The following is an 18107-nucleotide window of genomic DNA, read 5'->3' as shown; positions in this document are numbered from 1 at the left end:
ATGAGGAGCCTTATTACATGTTCGTGTTATAATTCAATCATTAATATTGGCTTAATTCATTGATAATATCGCTATTGATAATTCACATTGTTTTTCGAAAAATGAGATACTTTCCGGGAAATATTGTTTATGTAGTTTATTGTTTTGTTAAGTATTTTCATGTCGCCTGAATTTATTACTGGACAGATATTGAACCCTTGGGCAAAGATTTAACAACATATCTGTGTAACTTCAGCATTCTTCTTCCCGTTTTTATGAAAATGAATGTTTTACCCTTTATCATGTTGTTAATCATATCCCTGTCTGTATCTTCTAAAAAAGACATTGTTTATAGAAATGATTTTTCCAGGAGCGAGAAGGTCTGAAGCAACTTCAGGACTTCTTCCAATAATTCTTATCGTTATTATTTAGCAACAGCAGGAGCGTTGCTAAATAATTTAGGATTTGCCCAATCTAAAGTTGCATCAGCATAAAAAAGTATTCAGACGATAGCAAAATCTGCCAGTTATACTCCCTGGAATTAATTTGCCTATTTTAATATGGACAAATTATTCCTGGATATATAGGAAAAGGCATGTTTCAATTTTATGAAGCCCGCGATTTTAGAGGAGTAATATTAACAGAGGAATATAAAGATATACTGCAACCAGGAATTATCTGTTCTATAAAATAAGAAGGTTGCTCAAATTTGAGCAACCTTCTTATTTTGTACCGCGTACGGGAGTCGAACCCGTCATTCCTCCGTGAAAGGGAGGTGTATTAACCGATTTACCAACGCGGCGTCTAATTTAGGACTGCAAAGGTAGCCCGTATTTTGATATTTTCAAAAAAAAGTTGCTTAACTTAAATTTATATTGCTTAATCCCTGTATTGCTTGTAAATTCGCTACTCAATTTTTTTCAATCTCAACAAACTCAGTGTAAAATGGGAACTACTCTTAAAATCGGTATTAATGGTTTCGGTCGTATTGGCCGTTTAGTTTACCGTCAGATCTCTAAAATGCCCGGCATAGACGTGGTAGCTATTAATGACCTTACAAGTCCCGCTGTTTTAGCTCATTTGCTGAAGTATGACTCTGCTCAGGGTCGCTTTGAGGCAGACGTTAAGCATTCTGAAAATTCAATTTCTGTAGACGGTGCAGAAATTAAGATATACGCACAGAGAGATCCTTCTCAGATTCCTTGGGGACAGCATGGTATTGACGTAGTAATAGAATCTACTGGTTTCTTCGCAGACAGAGACAAAGCTGCTGCTCACATTACTGCTGGCGCTAAAAGAGTAGTTATCTCCGCTCCTGCTACCGGCGACCTGAAAACTGTTGTATTCAACGTTAACCACGATATCCTCGATGGTAGCGAAACAGTTATCTCCTGCGCTTCATGTACAACGAACTGCCTGGCTCCAATGGCTAAAGTGCTGGATGACAAATACGGTATTGAACTTGGCTTCATGACCACCATCCACGCTTACACCAACGACCAGAACACCCTGGATGCTCCTCATCCAAAAGGTGACCTGCGCCGTGCACGCGCTGCTGCAGCTAACATCGTACCTAACAGCACCGGCGCTGCTAAAGCAATCGGTCTGGTACTGCCTAAACTGAAAGGCAAACTGGATGGTAACGCTCAACGCGTACCGGTTATCACCGGTTCTTTAACCGAACTGACTACCATCCTGAACAAAAAAGTTACTGCAGAAGAAATCAACGCCGCTATGAAGGCTGCTTCCAACGAATCTTTCGGTTATACCGAAGACGAAATCGTTAGCAGCGACATCATCGGTATCCACTTCGGTTCCCTGTACGATGCTACACAAACCAAAGTAATCACCGTAGGTGACAAACAACTGGTTAAAACCGTTTCCTGGTACGACAACGAAATGAGTTATGTATCCCAGCTGGTACGTACCGTTAAGTACTTCGCAGGTCTGATCAGCAAATAAGTTATCATATAACTATGTAAATGGTGAATAGTAAATGGTGTTGATCACCATTCACTGTTCACCATTTTACCATAAATAAATAGTTCACCAATGAGCAAATTCTCCGATTTCAACTTCAGCGGTCATAAAGCCCTCGTACGTGTTGACTTTAACGTACCCCTGAATGATAAATTTGAAATTACTGACGATAATCGCATGACTGCCGCCGTTCCTACCATTCAGAAAATCCTGAAAGATGGCGGTAGCGTTATATTAATGTCGCACTTAGGTCGCCCAAAAGACGGTCCTACCGATAAATACTCTCTCAAACACCTGGTAAACCACCTGATAAAACTCCTCGGTGGCGTAACCGTAAAGTTTGCATCTGACTGCATCGGCTCCGTTGCTGAAGAAGCTTCTAAAAACCTCCAGGCCGGAGAAGTCCTGCTGCTGGAAAACCTGCGCTTCTATAAAGAAGAAGAAAAAGGCGACGCTGCCTTCGCAGAAAAACTCTCTAAATTAGGAGATGTATACGTGAACGATGCCTTCGGTACCGCTCACCGTGCTCACGCTTCTACTGCTGTTATCGCCCAGTACTATCCTGCAGACAAACGTATGTTCGGTCTGTTAATGGAAGCTGAAGTGGGTAACGCAGAAAAAGTACTGCACAAATCAGAAAAACCATTCACGGCCATCCTCGGTGGTGCTAAGGTGAGCGACAAAATCCTCATCATAGAAAACCTGATGGAAAAAGCTAATAACATCATCATCGGTGGTGGTATGGCATATACCTTCCTCAAAGCACAGGGTAAAGAAATCGGTAACTCACTCTGTGAAACCGAAAAACTCGACCTGGCACTGGAACTCCTCGCTAAAGCCAAAGCGAAAGGTGTTGCACTGATCCTGCCCGTTGATTCTATCGCTGCAGATAAATTCGCTGCGGATGCTAACACACAGCTGGTAAGCAATGATAACATCCCTGCCGGCTGGATGGGCCTGGATATAGGAGAGAAGTCTGTCGCTATCTTCAGCGAAACGATCCTGCAATCAAAAACCATCCTGTGGAACGGCCCTATGGGGGTATTTGAAATGGCTGCCTTCCAGCACGGTACCAAAGCAATTGCTAATGCAATCGTTCAGGCTACTGCACAGGGAGCTTTCTCCCTGGTAGGTGGTGGTGACTCCGTTGCTGCTGTAAACCAGTTTGGCCTGGCAGACAAAGTTAGTTACGTTTCTACCGGTGGTGGCGCTATGCTGGAATACTTTGAAGGCAAGGTATTACCAGGTATCGCAGCTATTAAAGGATAATCATTTATAACGCCTGACACGCTTACAGTGCCAGGCGTTTATTTTTTTTAGTATATTGATGGATGAGCAAACTTATCCGGCACCTATACTTCCAGGTAATCATCGCTATCATCCTCGGTATTCTCGTAGGGGCATGCTTCCCCGGCATGGCCGGTACAGGCAAAATAATCAGCGACGTCTTTATCAACCTGATCAAGATGCTTATCGCTCCCATCATCTTCCTCACCATCGTCCTCGGAATTGCCCGCATGGGAGATATGAAGAAAGTGGGCAGGGTAGGAGGCAAAGCCTTACTCTACTTTGAAATAGTGACTACCATGGCCATCACCATCGGTATCATCCTGGCTAATGTGCTCAAACCCGGACAAGGCGTTGTTTTCTCCAATACAAATGTTACCGCCCTTGCCAAAATAGAAAAAGATGCCGCCGGTTTCAGCTGGACTGAATTCCTCATGCATATCGTTCCTTCCAACGCTGTAGAAGCCTTTGCCAAAGGCGATATCCTACAGGTGCTTGTATTCGCTATCTTATTCGGCTATGGTATCACCAGAATGAAAAACGGCGGGGCATCATTACTGGCCACCTTTGAAAGACTCTCTGAAGTATTCTTCAATATTCTCAAATTCATTATGAAGCTGGCTCCCTTAGGCGCCTTCGGCGGTATGGTATACACCATCGGTAGTTTCGGCGTGGAATCCCTGAAGCCCATGGTTAAACTGATGGGATGTGTTTATCTCACCATGTTCCTCTTCATCTTCATAGTCCTGAACATTATCGCTAAATACTATCGCTTCAGCCTCTGGCGCTATCTCAAATTCATAAAGAACGAAATACTGCTGGTTCTCGGAACTTCCTCCTCGGAATCTGCTTTACCCGGACTAATGGAACGCCTGGAAAGATTAGGCTGCCATAGAGAAGTAGTTGGACTGGTTGTCCCTGCCGGATACTCCTTTAACCTCGATGGTACCAGCATTTACTTATCCATGGCAGTTATATTCCTGGCGCAGGTATTCAACGTACCTTTAACCATCTGGCAGGAATTAACGGTGCTCGGTATCCTGATGATCACTTCGAAAGGGGCTGCAGGGATCACTGGCAGCGGATTCATTGTGCTGGCATCTACACTGTCTGTTATCAAAGTAATTCCTGTAGAAGGATTGGCAATACTGATAGGGGTAGACCGTTTCATGTCGGAGGCCAGAGCGATTACCAACCTGATAGGCAATGGGGTAGCAACAATAGTAATCGCTAAAAGTGAAAATGCTTTTGATGAAGAAATGTACCTTAAGGAGATGCAGAATACTTAATTTAGAGGCCACTGTATGAGATGGATGCTTGCGTTTTTATGGCTGATAACATTTCCTGCCCAGGCTCAGGACCCAGGCATCTCTTACTCTTTTATGCACCTGGACATAAAAAGCGGATTGGCCAGCAACCACGTCTCCGCTATTATGCAGGATAGAAAAGGATTTATATGGATAGCCAGCACGGCCCTGCAGCGCTATGACGGCCATAACCTGGTCACCGTCGCCAGTTTCGATAAAGTTCCCGGATCTATTTATTATGATGATATCTGCCTGTGCGAAGACCGGCAGGGAAGAATATGGATGGGCGCCCCGGATAATATCCGCTTTTACGACCCCAATACAGCTAAACTAAAAATACTTAAAACAGATATTTTCCCCGCCGTACAAGGCAACCTTAACTGCAGTCAGATAGTACAGGACCGTAAAGGCGTCATCTGGATCACCACCCAGGAAGGACTGCTGCAATACGATGAACGAAGGGAAACATTCATAAAACCACCGGGCATCCCGGAAGAATTAAGAAGGGAAATGTACAGCGCCATCATAGAAGATGATGATGGTAACCTCTGGATCAGCGGCAGGAACAGTATCTATATGCTGGATGCCGGGAGAACAAAACTGTACAGCGCTACCAATAATCCGGATAAAAACCCTTTGCTCTCAGTCGTCGGTAGTGTAAGAAAGTTTTATATAGATGACCAACACCGCTTATGGGCCTCTGTCCGCATTGGTCATACCCTTTATTGTTATGATAAGGGACAACTGACCTGTTATATCAAGGACAATATGATCACGGATATTACTTCCGATAAAGATCATCGTGTATGGATTTCTTCGGAACTAAATGGTATTTACAGGTTTGATGACAGCTCTAAGACATTCGCCACACATATCGTTGCTAATAATAAAGATGAGGACGGATTACACTACGCATATGAAGTGAACTGTTTCCTCAACGATCGTGACGGTTACCTGTGGATAGGTACAGATGAGGGCGTAAATATTCTGAGCCTGCCCGATAAATCTTTCCATATCATGGATGATAACGCTGCCGGATTACCCAAAGCGGAAGTAACGGGTCTGTTCCAGGACAGCAAAGGCTATATCTATGCCGGTTACTGGGGGAAAGGTTTCAGTTGGATGACGCCATCCATGGTACTCAAAAAACAATTCACCCACAAAGAAAAACTACCTGAAGAACGCAGCCTGGTATGGAGCTTTGCAGAAATGCCGGATGGGAAGGTCCTTATAGGACAGGAAAACGGGTGGATATCCGTGTTTGATCCGGATAAAGGCGCATTCACGGCACATCACAAATCCCCTTTGTTGGGAGATCAGACATCCATGAACATGCAGGTGGAAAGCGACACGGCTGTATGGATAGGACTATACAAAAAGGGCCTGGCCCGCTGGGACCCCAAACATGATCAGTTCTATCATTATCCTGCGCTGACAACTTACTTAAAGCGGCCTATCACCGTGATGGATATCGCCCTGCAGCACGATTCCCTGCTATGGCTGGCTACCAGCGACGCAGGACTGATCCGTTTCAACCGGTTTACCCAAAACGTGAGCAGTGCAACAGTTCTTCATATTGATAAACTGTCTGTCAGTAATATCACTTGCCTGGACTTGCTGAACGATACCACTTTAGTCGCAGGTACAGACCACGGACTATGGCTCTACGATACCCGCAATGGTAGTTTAAAACCCTTAAAGATCGACGGCGCCCTGTTTGATGAATGGGTATTAAGCATGCAAAAGGATGGCGAATACGGACTGTGGTTCACTACGCAATACGGCTTCTATCGCTTCGATGCAAAAACTTTTACCGTCAGCACATTTGTACAGTCCGGAGATATCATTGATAATAACCGTAAAGTAAGACGCTGTATTGCCCGGCTAAAAGACGGGCGATTAATGGTGGGGGCTTCTGATCACTTTGTAATATTTGATCCGGCTAAGTTAAATATAGCGCCACCGCCGCCGGATGTAACCATCCTCAGCTTCCGTACGATGGACAGTACCGTGCATATGGCAACAGGGATGCCGGTTACATTGAGTTACCGTCAGAACTTTATCAGTATTGAATTTAAAAGCCTGCAATATCATCATGAGGTTATCCGCTACCTGTATCAGCTGGAAGGTGTGGATGAAGAATGGCTGAAGGCAGAGAATATACTGGTAGCAAGATATACCAGCCTGCCCCCGGGTAACTATACTTTCAGGGTAAGGAGCGTAAATACAGCCGGTACTTTTTCCGAAGGGATTACGGAATTAAAGATTCATATTCTGCCCGCCTTCTGGCAAACTGCGTGGTTCAGGATGTTGGGGCTGTTGTTGATCATGTCCCTGATCTATCTCTACTTCAGGATGCGCATCTTTTACATTAAACGGGCCGCCAGGCGCAGAACAGTCATCCAGCAGCAGATGGCCCAGCTTGAAATGAAAGCGCTGCGCGCACAGATGAACCCTCATTTTATCTTTAATGCATTGAACTCAATCCAGACGTTCATGATGAAGAATGAGACAGAACAGGCCCTCTCTTACCTGGGCCGTTTTGCAAGGCTGATAAGGAATGTACTGGATACTTCTCAGTTGAACATTATCCCTGTTTCCAAGGAAATAAAGATGCTGGAGAACTACCTGGAGCTGGAGAAATTACGTTTTGCTGATCAGTTCAGTTATGAGATCACAATTGATGATGAGCTGGATGCTGACTATACAGATATCCCTACAATGGTACTGCAACCCTTTGTAGAGAATGCAATATGGCATGGTTTACTGCATAAAAAGGAAAAAGGAAATGTGAGCATTGCGTTCCATAAGGTAAAGGACCGGGTAGTATGTATCATTAAAGATGATGGGATCGGAAGGATTGGGGCAGCAGCGCTGAGACAACAATCCGGACATAATTCAAAAGGCTTACAAATCACGCGCGACAGGCTGGCCCTCTACAACAAGCGTTTTAATCTGGATGCTACGTTTGATATTGAAGACCTGTTTGATGAGGACGGACAGGCTTGCGGAACCAGGATAAATGTATGGTTCCCATTAGGAGAGGCATAAAAAAGGCTGCCCCTAAGGACAGCCTTCATAAATTTTTACCAGCTTCCACTGGCGCCACCGCCGCCCCCGGAGCCTCCTCCGAAGCCACCGAAACCGCCGCTTCCACCACCACCACGACTGCCACCGCCGAATCCTCCTCCAAGCGCATTACCTATTAACATAGGGCCTATCCAGCCTCCCCATCCGCGTCTGCTGATGGTAGTGCCACCACCGCCGCCACGACGGTTATTAAAAAAGGAGATGATAATCACCAGAATGATAATACCCACCAGTATGGCGACACCGCCACCACTGCCTTTGCCGCCGGAGGGAATACCTTTGTACTCACCCGCAGCTGCCTGTATGATCTTATCAACGCCCTCATCTATCCCCTGGTAGTAATGTCCTTCACGGAAATTAGGCGAAATGATCTGGTCTATGATCCTGTTCGCGATAGCATCAGGCAGTACGCCTTCCATACCGGAACCTGTTTCAATTCTTATTTTATGATCGTCTACTGCAATCAGTAAAACGATCCCGTTATTCTTTTCTTTAGTCCCTACACCCCAGCCCCGCAGTATTTTTAAGGCTACTTCGCTGATGTCGTAAACGCCGGTAGTTTTTATAGTAACAACGGCTATCTGGGTAGAGGTACTGTCGTTATAGGCTATTAGTTTGCTTTCCAGCGCATCTGCCTCATTGCTCAGCAGGATGCCGGCAAGGTCATTGACCAGTCGCGGAGGATTGGGGCGGGGAGGGATCTCCTGTGCCCATCCTGTAACGGTGGTAACCAATAGCGCTAGCATCCATAACCAGCCAAATTTCCTCATGGTTTAATAATTTATTTATTTCCCGATAACGATATCATCCCGTAATTCATTCTCGTCGCCGGCTTCAAAAGGGAAGTGCTGGCATAATGATTTTCCTATTTCTTTGATACAGGCTTCGATGCCATCTATCACCCTCTGACCGGAAAAATGGGAGAGTAACAACTTTGATTGCTGTTGCCAGAATTCGTCCCCTACTTTTTCATGGATGCCTTTATCACCTACGATAGCGTATTGGCGGTCTTTAAGCGCAATATAAAGTAGCACGCCATTGTTGCGTTTTGTTTTATCCATCCCCAGTTGCAGGAATATTATTTCTGCCCTGTCTATAGGATTTACAAATTTGCAATGACTTTCTACGTATAGCCGTATCTCTCCGCTTGTAAGCCTTTCGGCCGCACGGATGGCCTGTACCAGCCGTTGCTTCTCAGCTTCGGTTAACAACTCTTTCTTTGAGAAAGGAAATATGCCCATAGAACTGGTTTTTAGAATTGCACTTTAGGTGCATTTTCAGATCCTTTATCTGCTTCGAAGTATCCTTTTTCATGAAATCCGCCAAAACTGGCAACGATATTACCCGGGAAGGTACGTACCGCACTGTTGTATCCTTTTACTGAATCGTTAAAATCATTACGTGCAACAGCAATCCTGTTTTCTGTTCCTTCCAGTTGTGCCTGTAAATCCTGGAAGTTCTGGTTAGCTTTTAATTCAGGATATGCTTCAGAGACCATCAGTAACTTGCCTAATGCAGCCGTTAATTGTCCCTGTGCTGCCTGGTACTGTTGAATTTTCTCAGGGGAAAGATCATCTGCGTTCACCGTGATTTGCGTAGCCTTGGCGCGGGCTTCTATTACCTGGGTTAAAGTTTCTTTCTCAAAGTTGGCAGCGCCCTTTACAGTGCTTACCAGATTCGGTATCAGGTCTGCCCTGCGTTGGTACTGGCTTTGAACTGTGCCCCATTTGCTCTTTACTACTTCATCCTGCTGTACCAGAGAATTATATTTCTTAACGCCACAGCCGCCGAAAATAACTACTACGGCAAGGATAATCACGATAACGAGTGTACTTTTTTTCATTTGAGTTTTAATTTAGAGTTAAATGCTGATAAACACATTAAACAATACTACGAGTATATTTCTTTGGTTATGTGCATCTTAGTACCCAAGGGTACTGAGTAGATCAAACCTACACGAAATTATGCAAAATGCAAAAACAAACCTGTCTGCATTTTTTAATGAACCACTGTTCGTAGAACGATAAAACGTCGTTACTTTACTTTCACAGAAAAGTTGTTGTCATTGTCGAAAAAAACAAACTCCGAATGCGGCTTTCTCTATAATTTTACAGTCATTTCCCGGTAACCAGGTATGGAACAGCTTATCTATAAGGGAGTTATGGCGTTTTAACAGAGCAAACTTTTACTGCGCATACCCACTCGTCTTTCATTCGTTTGTAACGCTTTTTATTTTTAATTAAATTGAATTTAAGTCTGCGTCAATGAGTGCACAACACATCCATATTCTGTATATTGATGATGAGATTCATAATCTAAATGCTTTTAAAGCATCTTTCCGTAGACTTTACACCGTGTTTACGGCAGCCTCTGCGGAAGAGGCAGAAGAGGTGCTGGCAAAAGAAGAAATCCAGATCATCATTTCAGACCAGCGGATGCCTAAAATGACGGGCATCGAATTTTTCGAATCTATCCTGGATAAGTATCCCGAACCTATCCGCATTTTACTGACCGGTTATGCAGATATCAATGCCGTAATAGACGCCATCAACAAAGGACAGGTGTACAAGTACTTTTCCAAACCATGGAACGAAGAAGAGTTAAGGCATAATATTGAGAAGGCATACGAAGTATATTCTCTCCGTAAAGAAAACAAGGAGTTAACAGCCAAACTGCTGGACGTAAATGAAAAACTGGAGTTTTTATTACGTCAGAAGTTAATTTCCTGATTTATATACGCTGAAATGAATTGTTTCATCGTACACTTTATAATCAATGTCCGACTCACTGCATATTTCATTCAGGAACGCAGTCAGAGGTTTGTCTTTATCAAGATTGGCAGAGAATAAGCGATGGGATAATGCGGGTGTTGAAAAATCGAGCTTCAGACCAAACCAGCGCATCATTACCGGGCCAATGTCTTCCAGCGGTTTATTCACAAAGCGGTACATGCCGTCCCTCCAGCCAAGGGTGACCGTTTGATCAAAGCGCTTTACCTTAAAAGGTTCCCCTGGCCTGTAAATGGCTTCATAACCCGGCTTAAGGGTTACATCCAGGCTATCTCCTACATCTGTTATTACTGAGCCTTGTACCAGCGATGTTGTCATCACCTTGCTATCATAGGAGTTGACATTAAAAGCTGTGCCCAATGCGATGACCGATGCCGTGCCGGTATGTACAATAAATGGCTGTGCAGGGTTATGCGCTACTGTGAAGTAAGCTTCTCCTTCCAGGTATACTTCCCTCGTTTTCCCCGGAAAAATGAAGGGAAAGCGCAGTGTGGAGCTGGCATTTAAGTGTACTTCTGTCCCATCGGCCAGTTCAATATGATAATCTGTTTGCGGAGGTACCGTGAGCGTATTCCATTCTATGGTACTGCTCTGATAAATGGTATCGTTCTCTATATGCCTGGAAGCTACCTGTACAACAGGGACCACAGTATCTGTTACTGCGGAGGCTTCCTCCGCTGGCTGGTCAGGAAAGATAACTACCGGCGCCATGAAAGAATGGTAACGTGTTATTTTCTTATAGTGTGGTGCAAAATGAGCGATCGCCGGTGGCGCCTTATGCTGGTAGGTGCTGATAAATACAGCCGCCGTCAGCATAACAGCAAGCAATATGGCCGCAACGGCCCTGTACCTTTTCAGGAAATAGTAAATCCGCGTATGTAATGGCTTCGGTGTTAACACCGCCCTTACTTTACACCAGTCATGTTCCACACGCAAATCGTCCAGAAATGCATTAAATGTATAACGCTTGGCTTCTTCCTGCTCAAACCAGCAGTTACGCACCTGCTCATCAGTTTCCATTACCTTTTGCAGCAGCTTATTTTCCACTTCACTCAAGTCGCCAAGTTGCTTTCGCAATAGTAATGTGTATATATACTCTTGGTCGTATCTCATACAAAGAAGAGGTTATAGAGGGTTATTGAAGGTTCAATCTGTCATTCGTTCACACAAGTAATTGCGGGTGCAATGCCTGGGGTATAAGTGCCGGTCCCGTCTTACAGGGGGGACATTGTACCTTTTGCCGTTCTGTATAAGCCTGCAGGTGACTGCATTCCTGACACACAAGCTGATAAAAAAATCCTCCGGGGGAATGATCAATCTTCCTATATGCGCCTGTTCGCCATACTTCTATGAAAAGTCCCTGCACCATTTCCTTCGCTTTTTCCATATCCCCCAGCATCTGACACGCCTTTACGCAAAGAGGTTTATAGTATTTCATAAAAAAGTACTGGTAGGCATCAAGGTTGTTATCCTTTAATGCGGATAACATAGCGGTATCCTCGCTGGTTTGCATACGGTAATGGTATTTGTAATGGTGTACGGTTTTAAGGTTTAAACAGGCGTTCAAGTTCGAATAAAAGATCTACAAAATTGTTAATGACTGGTTAACGATTATAAATAACAGTGAAATACTCCCCACTTTAATTTATGACTTTCCCTTAAATTGCAGCATTCTTAAAGTCAACTACACTGAAACATGCAAGTTTGGAAAGATTATCAGGCAAAGAATAAAGATCGTTTTCTGGATGAGCTGCTGGCTCTGCTGCGCATCCCTTCTGTAAGTGCAGACTCAGGCTACAGCAAAGATGTAAAGGCTTGTGCTGAAGCCGTAAAGCAGCGGTTACTGGAAGCCGGCGCTGATAAAGTAGAAGTATGTCCTACCGCCGGACACCCGATCGTATATGGTGAAAAGATCATCGATAAGGCGCTTCCTACCGTTCTGGTATATGGCCACTATGATGTACAACCCGCCGATCCGCTTGAACTGTGGGATAGCGGTCCGTTCGAACCGGTTATTAAAGATGATAAGATCTACGCCCGCGGCAGCGCGGACGATAAAGGCCAGTTTTATATGCACGTAAAGGCATTTGAAACCATGACCCAAACCAATACTCTCCCCTGCAATATCAAATTTATGATAGAAGGAGAGGAAGAAGTAGGCTCTGCCAACCTCGGTATCTTTATCAAAGAAAATAAAGAACGTCTGAAGGCAGATGTAGTGCTTATCTCCGACACGTCCATGTTAAGCCTGGAAAATCCTTCCCTGGATACCGGCCTGCGCGGACTGTCATATATGGAAGTAGAGGTGACCGGCCCTAACCGCGACCTGCACAGTGGTGTATACGGTGGTGCAGTAGCAAACCCTGCTACTATCCTGTGCCAGATGATCGCTTCCATGCACGATGAAAATAACCATGTAACCATTCCCGGTTTCTACGATAAAGTACAGGACCTGAGCAAAGAAGAAAGAGCTGCCCTCAATGCTGCTCCGTTCGACGAAGCGGAATATAAGGCCGACCTGGGCGTGGATGAACTCTGGGGTGAAAAAGGATATACTCCTATCGAACGCACCGGTATCCGTCCTACACTGGAAGTAAATGGTATCTGGGGTGGTTATACCGGTGAAGGTTCCAAAACAGTATTGCCTTCAAAAGCATCTGCTAAAATCTCTATGCGCCTGGTTCCTAATCAGGACTGGATTGAGATCTCCGAACTCTTCAAAGCTCATTTTGAGAAGATAGCACCTAAATCAGTAAAAATAAAGGTAACTACCCATCACGGTGGCAGCCCTTATGTTACCCCTATCGATCACATAGCGTTCAAAGCTGCCAGCGAAGCCATCAAAGCTACCTTTGGTAAATCTCCCATCCCTATGCGTGGAGGTGGAAGTATTCCTATCGTAGCACTGTTTGAGAAAGAGCTGGGACTTAAAACCATCCTGATGGGCTTTGGTCTGGATAGTGATAACCTGCATTCTCCCAACGAAAAGTACGGTTTGGCTAACTTCTATAAGGGTATCGAAACAATCCCTTATTTTCATAAGTACTTTGCCGAACTGAGTAAATAAGACTTTATAAGACAGATACAAACCCGGCATCTCAAAAGGAGCCGGGTTTTTTTAATTAATTTCGCGAAAAGTATTTAATAGTGCAGAACACAGAAAAACTCCGGCTGGATAAATATCTCTGGGCTATCCGCATCTTTAAGACCCGTTCCCAGGCATCCGCTGCCTGTGAAGCAGGGAAAGTAAAGCTGAATGGTATATCCGTGAAGGCTTCCCGCGCAGTAGCGATAGGAGATAAATACGACATCAGGAATGAAGCCCGTAAATGGAAGATCGAAGTCCTCAGCCTGTTACCAAACAGGGTGCAATACGCAGAAGCCATTAAACACTACCTGGATATCACTCCTGAAGAAGATAAGTTGGCTATGCAGAGTACCGCCTTCAGCTTTGATACCGGTAAACGTCCCAGCAAGATCGGTCGCCCTACCAAAAAGGAAAGACGGAGCCTTGACGACTTTATGGATGATAAGGACGAAGAGGAAGCCGGCCAATAGGTAGTGACTCAGTTTGGTTACATAATCTTTGCGGGAGGTGTTGTTGATCATAAATACACCTTATCTGACGTGAATATTAGGTGAAGTTAAATTGAAAAACAACTCCTGAACCCATATTCCAAAGCTACATCAGAGAACTAAACAGTCAGATGCAGTGTATTTATGATCAACAACATCTGGCAATCTACGCTGTCTTAATATTCAAACTGAGACATTACCGGCCAATAGTATATTCTCTTTTCTGGAATTTGCGTAGTAAATTCGCAGACTTTTAGGAAGAGCCCGAAAGGCTCTTGCATATGAATTTGTAAATCTGAATGCATAAATGTCTAAACAAAGCGACGTCCTCTCCACAGAGTTCCTGGTAAAAGTGGCAGAAGAATTTGGAACACCGGTATACATATACCATGCAGAAAAAATAAAAATCCAGTACGAAAAGCTGCAAAATGCTTTCATAAAGACGGATGCCCGCTTTTTCTATGCCTGTAAGGCACTTACCAATATCAATATCCTGAAGTATATTAACTCCCTTGGCTGCGGACTTGATACAGTATCTATCAATGAGGTACAACTGGGGCTAAAGGCAGGATTTGAGCCTAAAAACATCATTTTTACCCCTAATTGCGTAGATCTGGATGAGATCATCGCTGCAAAAGACCTGGGTGTAAATATCAATATTGATAATATCTCCATCCTGGAACAGTTTGGTAACCGCTTCGGCGACAGCTACCCTATCTGTATCAGGCTGAACCCGCATATCATGGCAGGTGGGAACTATAAGATCTCTACCGGTCACGTAGACAGCAAGTTCGGTATCTCCATTCACCAGCTGCGCCATATCGAACGCATCGTGAAGAGCACCAAACTGAAAGTGACAGGCTTACATATGCACACTGGCTCAGAAATCAAGGATGTGGACGTATTCCTGCGCGGAGTAGATATCATGTTCGAACTGGCGGTAAATTTCCCCGACCTGGAATTCATTGACCTGGGTAGTGGATTCAAAGTAGCTTACCAACAGGGTGATCCCGAAACAGATATCGCATTGCTGGGCAGAAAACTGTCTGAGGCCTTCAATAAGTTCAATAAAACTTATAGCCGCCCATTGCAGGTATGGTTCGAACCCGGTAAGTTCCTGGTAAGCCAGAGCGGTTATTTCGTAGTAAAGGCAAATGTTATCAAGCAAACCACCGCTACCGTATTCGTAGGTGTAAATTCAGGCTTTAACCACCTGATCCGCCCTATGTTCTATGATGCTTTCCACCTGATCCGTAATATCTCCAATCCTAAAGGAACAGAACGGATCTATACCGTAGTGGGAAATATCTGCGAAACCGATACTTTCGGCTGGGACCGTAAGCTGAATGATGTAAGAGAGGGTGATTACCTGGTATTCTATAATGCAGGGGCCTATGGCTTCGAAATGTCATCAAACTTCAATTCCCGATTTAAACCGGCTGAAGTTTTGATCAAAGAAGGCAAAGCTCATCTTATCAGGAAAAAAGATGTTTTTGAAGACCTGTTGCGTAACCAGATAGAACTATAACAATTACAGATGTTAAAATATTATTGCAGGTTTGCGAAGGCAAATCTGCAATTTTTTTTGCACCTGATATAGGTGAATTGTTATAACTTTGCTAAATCTTATCTCTGCCTGTTGCTTAATCCTGCACACTGACGCCGCTGCTGTTAACAGATACAATATTTTATGCTCTTAATCGTCTGCAATATTTAAGATGAGTCATTTTTACACACTTTAGAATTATGAAAGTATTATCCGCCAATTCGGAAATATTTAAGGAAGAAGAGGTGCTGATAGACAGCCATATCTCTTTCGCGCCTTATGTGAATTTTCTGAAACAAAAGGCAACAAACAAAGAAGACGCACGTGCCGCGTACTACCAACAGATCATAAAACGCTTTGAAGGTAATCCGGCTCTGCTGGGTCCTATCGCAGGAGCAGACGACATGTCTGCTTACCAGGAATACATTGACCTGGTAATCGCTACTATATTTCCGGTTACAGTTGATATGGACAGAGATATCTATGGTATAGGTGTCCCTAATAAATTCGCAATTTTCTATTATTCCGATCTCTTCAAAGAACTATTCGGCGCCAACGGTGAAGGACTGGTGGTAGTACCGGAAGGAATGCCGATCGAGAAGATTAAACGGGATAAACTGGAATGGCTGTATAAAATGATCCTGGAAAAAGTATATGGGTTCGCGGTAACATACGAAAACGAAATCATTCACCAGATATCAGTACCGGAAGGAAATGGATTGAAGAAATACATAAAAGTAAATATCGATCCCCGTTTCGTTGATGTAAAAGTAAAAGGAGATGCGCCAAAGGTCGCTTATGATAACCTCTGTATCCGCCAGTTTTCACTGGAAGCATTGCAGGAATTAATACCACTGCAAAACTTTTCCCTGGAAGGATTTGTGATCTGGACCGTACAGGATGTGACCAGAGAAGAAGTGCAGAACAGCATGAGGAACCTGGTCCTGAACATGTCGGAAGGTAACGAACAGCAAACCTACCGCCGCATGGAAGAAGAAGTGCGCTCTCTGATGCAGGAAACGGATTTAACCGTACATATCATACCCGTTCCTAAGATCAATGGCCGTTACGTACTGGAATGTAATCTGTGCGAAACAGGTCTGATGTTAGGGGTGAAGGGGAACGAAAAGCAACAGCATCAACTGTTCCAGCAATTGCAACAGTATGTAATGGCACACCGCGATCCGTTATTGATCCCTGACGTTAACGAAACAACACCGATCACTTATCCTTTCCTGAAATATCTTCCGCTGAAAGGGATCAAAAGTTTTGTAATGTGCCCTATATGGCACGAAGATCAGTTGCTGGGAATCGTAGAGCTGGCCTCTTCTGTACCAAACAGGATCAGTCGTGAAACAATGGGCAAGTCAATGCCTGCTTATCCGCTGGTAGTCATGTTACTTAACCGTGGACTGGATATCCTGAATAATAAGATCGTAGGCGTTATAAAAGAACAGTTCACTGCTTTACAGCCTGCTGTAGAGTGGAAATTCATAGATGCTGCGTGGCATTACCTGCATACTCCTAAAAAAGAAAGAGAAGACATCGGTAACATCTCTTTTGAAGATGTATATCCTTTATATGGTGCAGTAGATATCCGCAACTCTTCTACAGAACGCAGCAATGCGATTCACGATGACCTGAAAGAACAGTTATTACTGATCAGGGATACATTGCAGCACGCCAGTGAGGCTATCTATCTGCCTCTCCTGGAAGAGCTGCAATATAAGAACAACGACCTGATCACCGGTATCACCAGTGGTATGTTGTCTGAAGATGAACTGAAAGTGAACGATTATCTGGATGATGAAATACAACCTTTATTCCGCCATTTGTATGATAGTCATCCGGTCTTACAACCTGCCCTTGAAAACTATTTTTCCCTGGTAGGTAAAACGGAGGGACATATTCAGCATCACCGCGAAGAATATGAAGACAGCCTCGCACAACTCAACATTGAAATAGGGCAGTACCTGGATGTAGAGAAAGATAAAATCCAGCAGTCTTTTCCATGTTACTTCGAGAAGTACCGTACCGATGGATTGGAATATAATATCTATATAGGTCAGGCTATTGCACAAAACCGTAAGTTCGACATGCTATACCTGCGCAACCTGCGGCTGTGGCAGTTGTCGTCCATGGCGGAGATTGCTAAGATTACGCATAGCCTGGTCCCTAAACTGAAAGTGCCTTTATTGACCACACAGCTGATACTGGCACACAGCAACCCGATCGATATCAGCTTCCGTCAGGATGAACGCCGCTTTGATGTGGAAGGTGCTTACAATATCCGTTATGAGATCATCAAAAAACGGATAGATAAAGTAAGAGTACGTCAGACCGGTGAACGTTTGACACAGCCAGGTACTATTGCTATCGTATATGCATATGCGAAAGAGGTGGAAGAATATCTGAAATACATCAGCTTCCTGCAAAACAAAGGTGTCCTGTCTTCTGAAGTAGAAATGCTGGACCTGGAAGATTTACAGGGTGTGAGTGGGTTAAGGGCCGTGAGGGTAAAGGTGAACGTGGACTAACCAGGCTAGATATAAA

Annotated in this window: 14 protein-coding genes and 1 tRNA gene; 9 read left to right on the top strand and 6 right to left on the bottom strand. The window is 44.2% G+C overall.

Going from position 1 to position 18107, the window contains the following annotated elements; genetic code table 11:
* Nucleotides 1-709 precede the first annotated feature (709 nt).
* Nucleotides 710-781, bottom strand: a tRNA-Glu gene (locus GO495_RS23110).
* Between the two features lie 143 nt (nucleotides 782-924).
* On the opposite strand from GO495_RS23110, the gene gap reads away from it, so the two are divergent.
* The 4 genes from gap to GO495_RS23090 all read left to right on the top strand — a co-directional run bounded on the left by gap (nucleotide 925) and on the right by GO495_RS23090 (nucleotide 7604).
* Entirely contained in the window at nucleotides 925-1941 is a 1017-nt protein-coding gene (gene gap / locus GO495_RS23105) for a type I glyceraldehyde-3-phosphate dehydrogenase (RefSeq protein WP_157302212.1), read from the top strand.
* Nucleotides 1942-2031: 90 nt separating this feature from the next.
* Entirely contained in the window at nucleotides 2032-3228 is a 1197-nt protein-coding gene (locus GO495_RS23100) for a phosphoglycerate kinase (RefSeq protein ID WP_157302210.1), read from the top strand.
* A gap of 62 nt (nucleotides 3229-3290) precedes the next feature.
* Nucleotides 3291-4535 (top strand): C4-dicarboxylate transporter DctA, encoded by a 1245-nt coding sequence (gene dctA / locus GO495_RS23095; protein ID WP_157302208.1) that lies wholly within the window; start codon nucleotides 3291-3293, stop codon nucleotides 4533-4535.
* A 15-nt stretch (nucleotides 4536-4550) separates the two neighbouring features.
* Nucleotides 4551-7604: a ligand-binding sensor domain-containing protein gene (locus GO495_RS23090; protein ID WP_157302207.1), complete on the top strand. Its 3054-nt coding sequence runs from the start codon at nucleotides 4551-4553 to the stop codon at nucleotides 7602-7604.
* 35 nt (nucleotides 7605-7639) lie between these two features.
* Here the strand turns inward: GO495_RS23090 and GO495_RS32460 are convergent, their stop codons facing one another.
* From GO495_RS32460 to GO495_RS23075, 3 genes are read right to left on the bottom strand one after another with little or no spacing between them, the layout of a single operon-like run.
* Entirely contained in the window at nucleotides 7640-8413 is a 774-nt protein-coding gene (locus tag GO495_RS32460; RefSeq protein WP_157302205.1) for a TPM domain-containing protein, read from the bottom strand.
* 15 nt (nucleotides 8414-8428) lie between these two features.
* Nucleotides 8429-8884, bottom strand: coding sequence for a TPM domain-containing protein (locus GO495_RS23080; protein WP_157302203.1), 456 nt, complete (start codon nucleotides 8882-8884; stop codon nucleotides 8429-8431).
* A gap of 11 nt (nucleotides 8885-8895) precedes the next feature.
* Nucleotides 8896-9486, bottom strand: a complete 591-nt coding sequence (locus GO495_RS23075) for a LemA family protein (RefSeq protein ID WP_157302201.1) — start codon at nucleotides 9484-9486, stop codon at nucleotides 8896-8898.
* Nucleotides 9487-9907: 421 nt separating this feature from the next.
* Between GO495_RS23075 and GO495_RS23070 the strand changes: the two genes are divergently transcribed.
* Nucleotides 9908-10372 (top strand): response regulator, encoded by a 465-nt coding sequence (locus GO495_RS23070; protein ID WP_157302200.1) that lies wholly within the window; start codon nucleotides 9908-9910, stop codon nucleotides 10370-10372.
* Here the strand turns inward: GO495_RS23070 and GO495_RS23065 are convergent.
* Nucleotides 10361-11545, bottom strand: coding sequence for a FecR family protein (locus GO495_RS23065; protein WP_157302198.1), 1185 nt, complete (start codon nucleotides 11543-11545; stop codon nucleotides 10361-10363). The two genes, GO495_RS23070 and GO495_RS23065, sit on opposite strands and share 12 nt — an antisense overlap.
* A 49-nt stretch (nucleotides 11546-11594) precedes the next feature.
* On the bottom strand, nucleotides 11595-11945 hold the full coding sequence (locus GO495_RS23060; RefSeq protein ID WP_157302196.1) for an RNA polymerase sigma factor: 351 nt from the start codon (nucleotides 11943-11945) through the stop codon (nucleotides 11595-11597).
* A 183-nt stretch (nucleotides 11946-12128) separates the two neighbouring features.
* Here GO495_RS23060 and GO495_RS23055 point away from each other — a divergent pair, with 183 nt between their 5' ends.
* The 4 genes from GO495_RS23055 (at nucleotide 12129) to GO495_RS23040 (ending at nucleotide 18091) form a co-directional block, all read left to right on the top strand.
* Nucleotides 12129-13499, top strand: coding sequence for a dipeptidase (locus GO495_RS23055; RefSeq protein WP_157302195.1), 1371 nt, complete (start codon nucleotides 12129-12131; stop codon nucleotides 13497-13499).
* Nucleotides 13500-13579: 80 nt separating this feature from the next.
* The gene (locus GO495_RS23050; protein WP_338075455.1) at nucleotides 13580-13990 is read left to right on the top strand and encodes an RNA-binding S4 domain-containing protein; all 411 of its coding nucleotides are present in this window, start codon (nucleotides 13580-13582) and stop codon (nucleotides 13988-13990) included.
* Nucleotides 13991-14315: 325 nt separating this feature from the next.
* A complete protein-coding gene (lysA, locus tag GO495_RS23045) occupies nucleotides 14316-15536 on the top strand; it encodes a diaminopimelate decarboxylase (RefSeq protein WP_157302193.1) in 1221 nt (406 codons plus the stop codon).
* Nucleotides 15537-15754: 218 nt separating this feature from the next.
* Nucleotides 15755-18091 (top strand): hypothetical protein, encoded by a 2337-nt coding sequence (locus GO495_RS23040; RefSeq protein ID WP_157302191.1) that lies wholly within the window; start codon nucleotides 15755-15757, stop codon nucleotides 18089-18091.
* Nucleotides 18092-18107 lie beyond the last annotated feature (16 nt).

The sequence above is a fragment of the Chitinophaga oryziterrae genome (genome assembly GCF_009758125.1).
Taxonomy (GTDB): Bacteria; Bacteroidota; Bacteroidia; order Chitinophagales; family Chitinophagaceae; genus Chitinophaga; species Chitinophaga oryziterrae.
The sequence above is the reverse complement of the archived record's forward strand: the minus strand, read 5'-3'. Positions and strand labels throughout refer to the sequence as shown.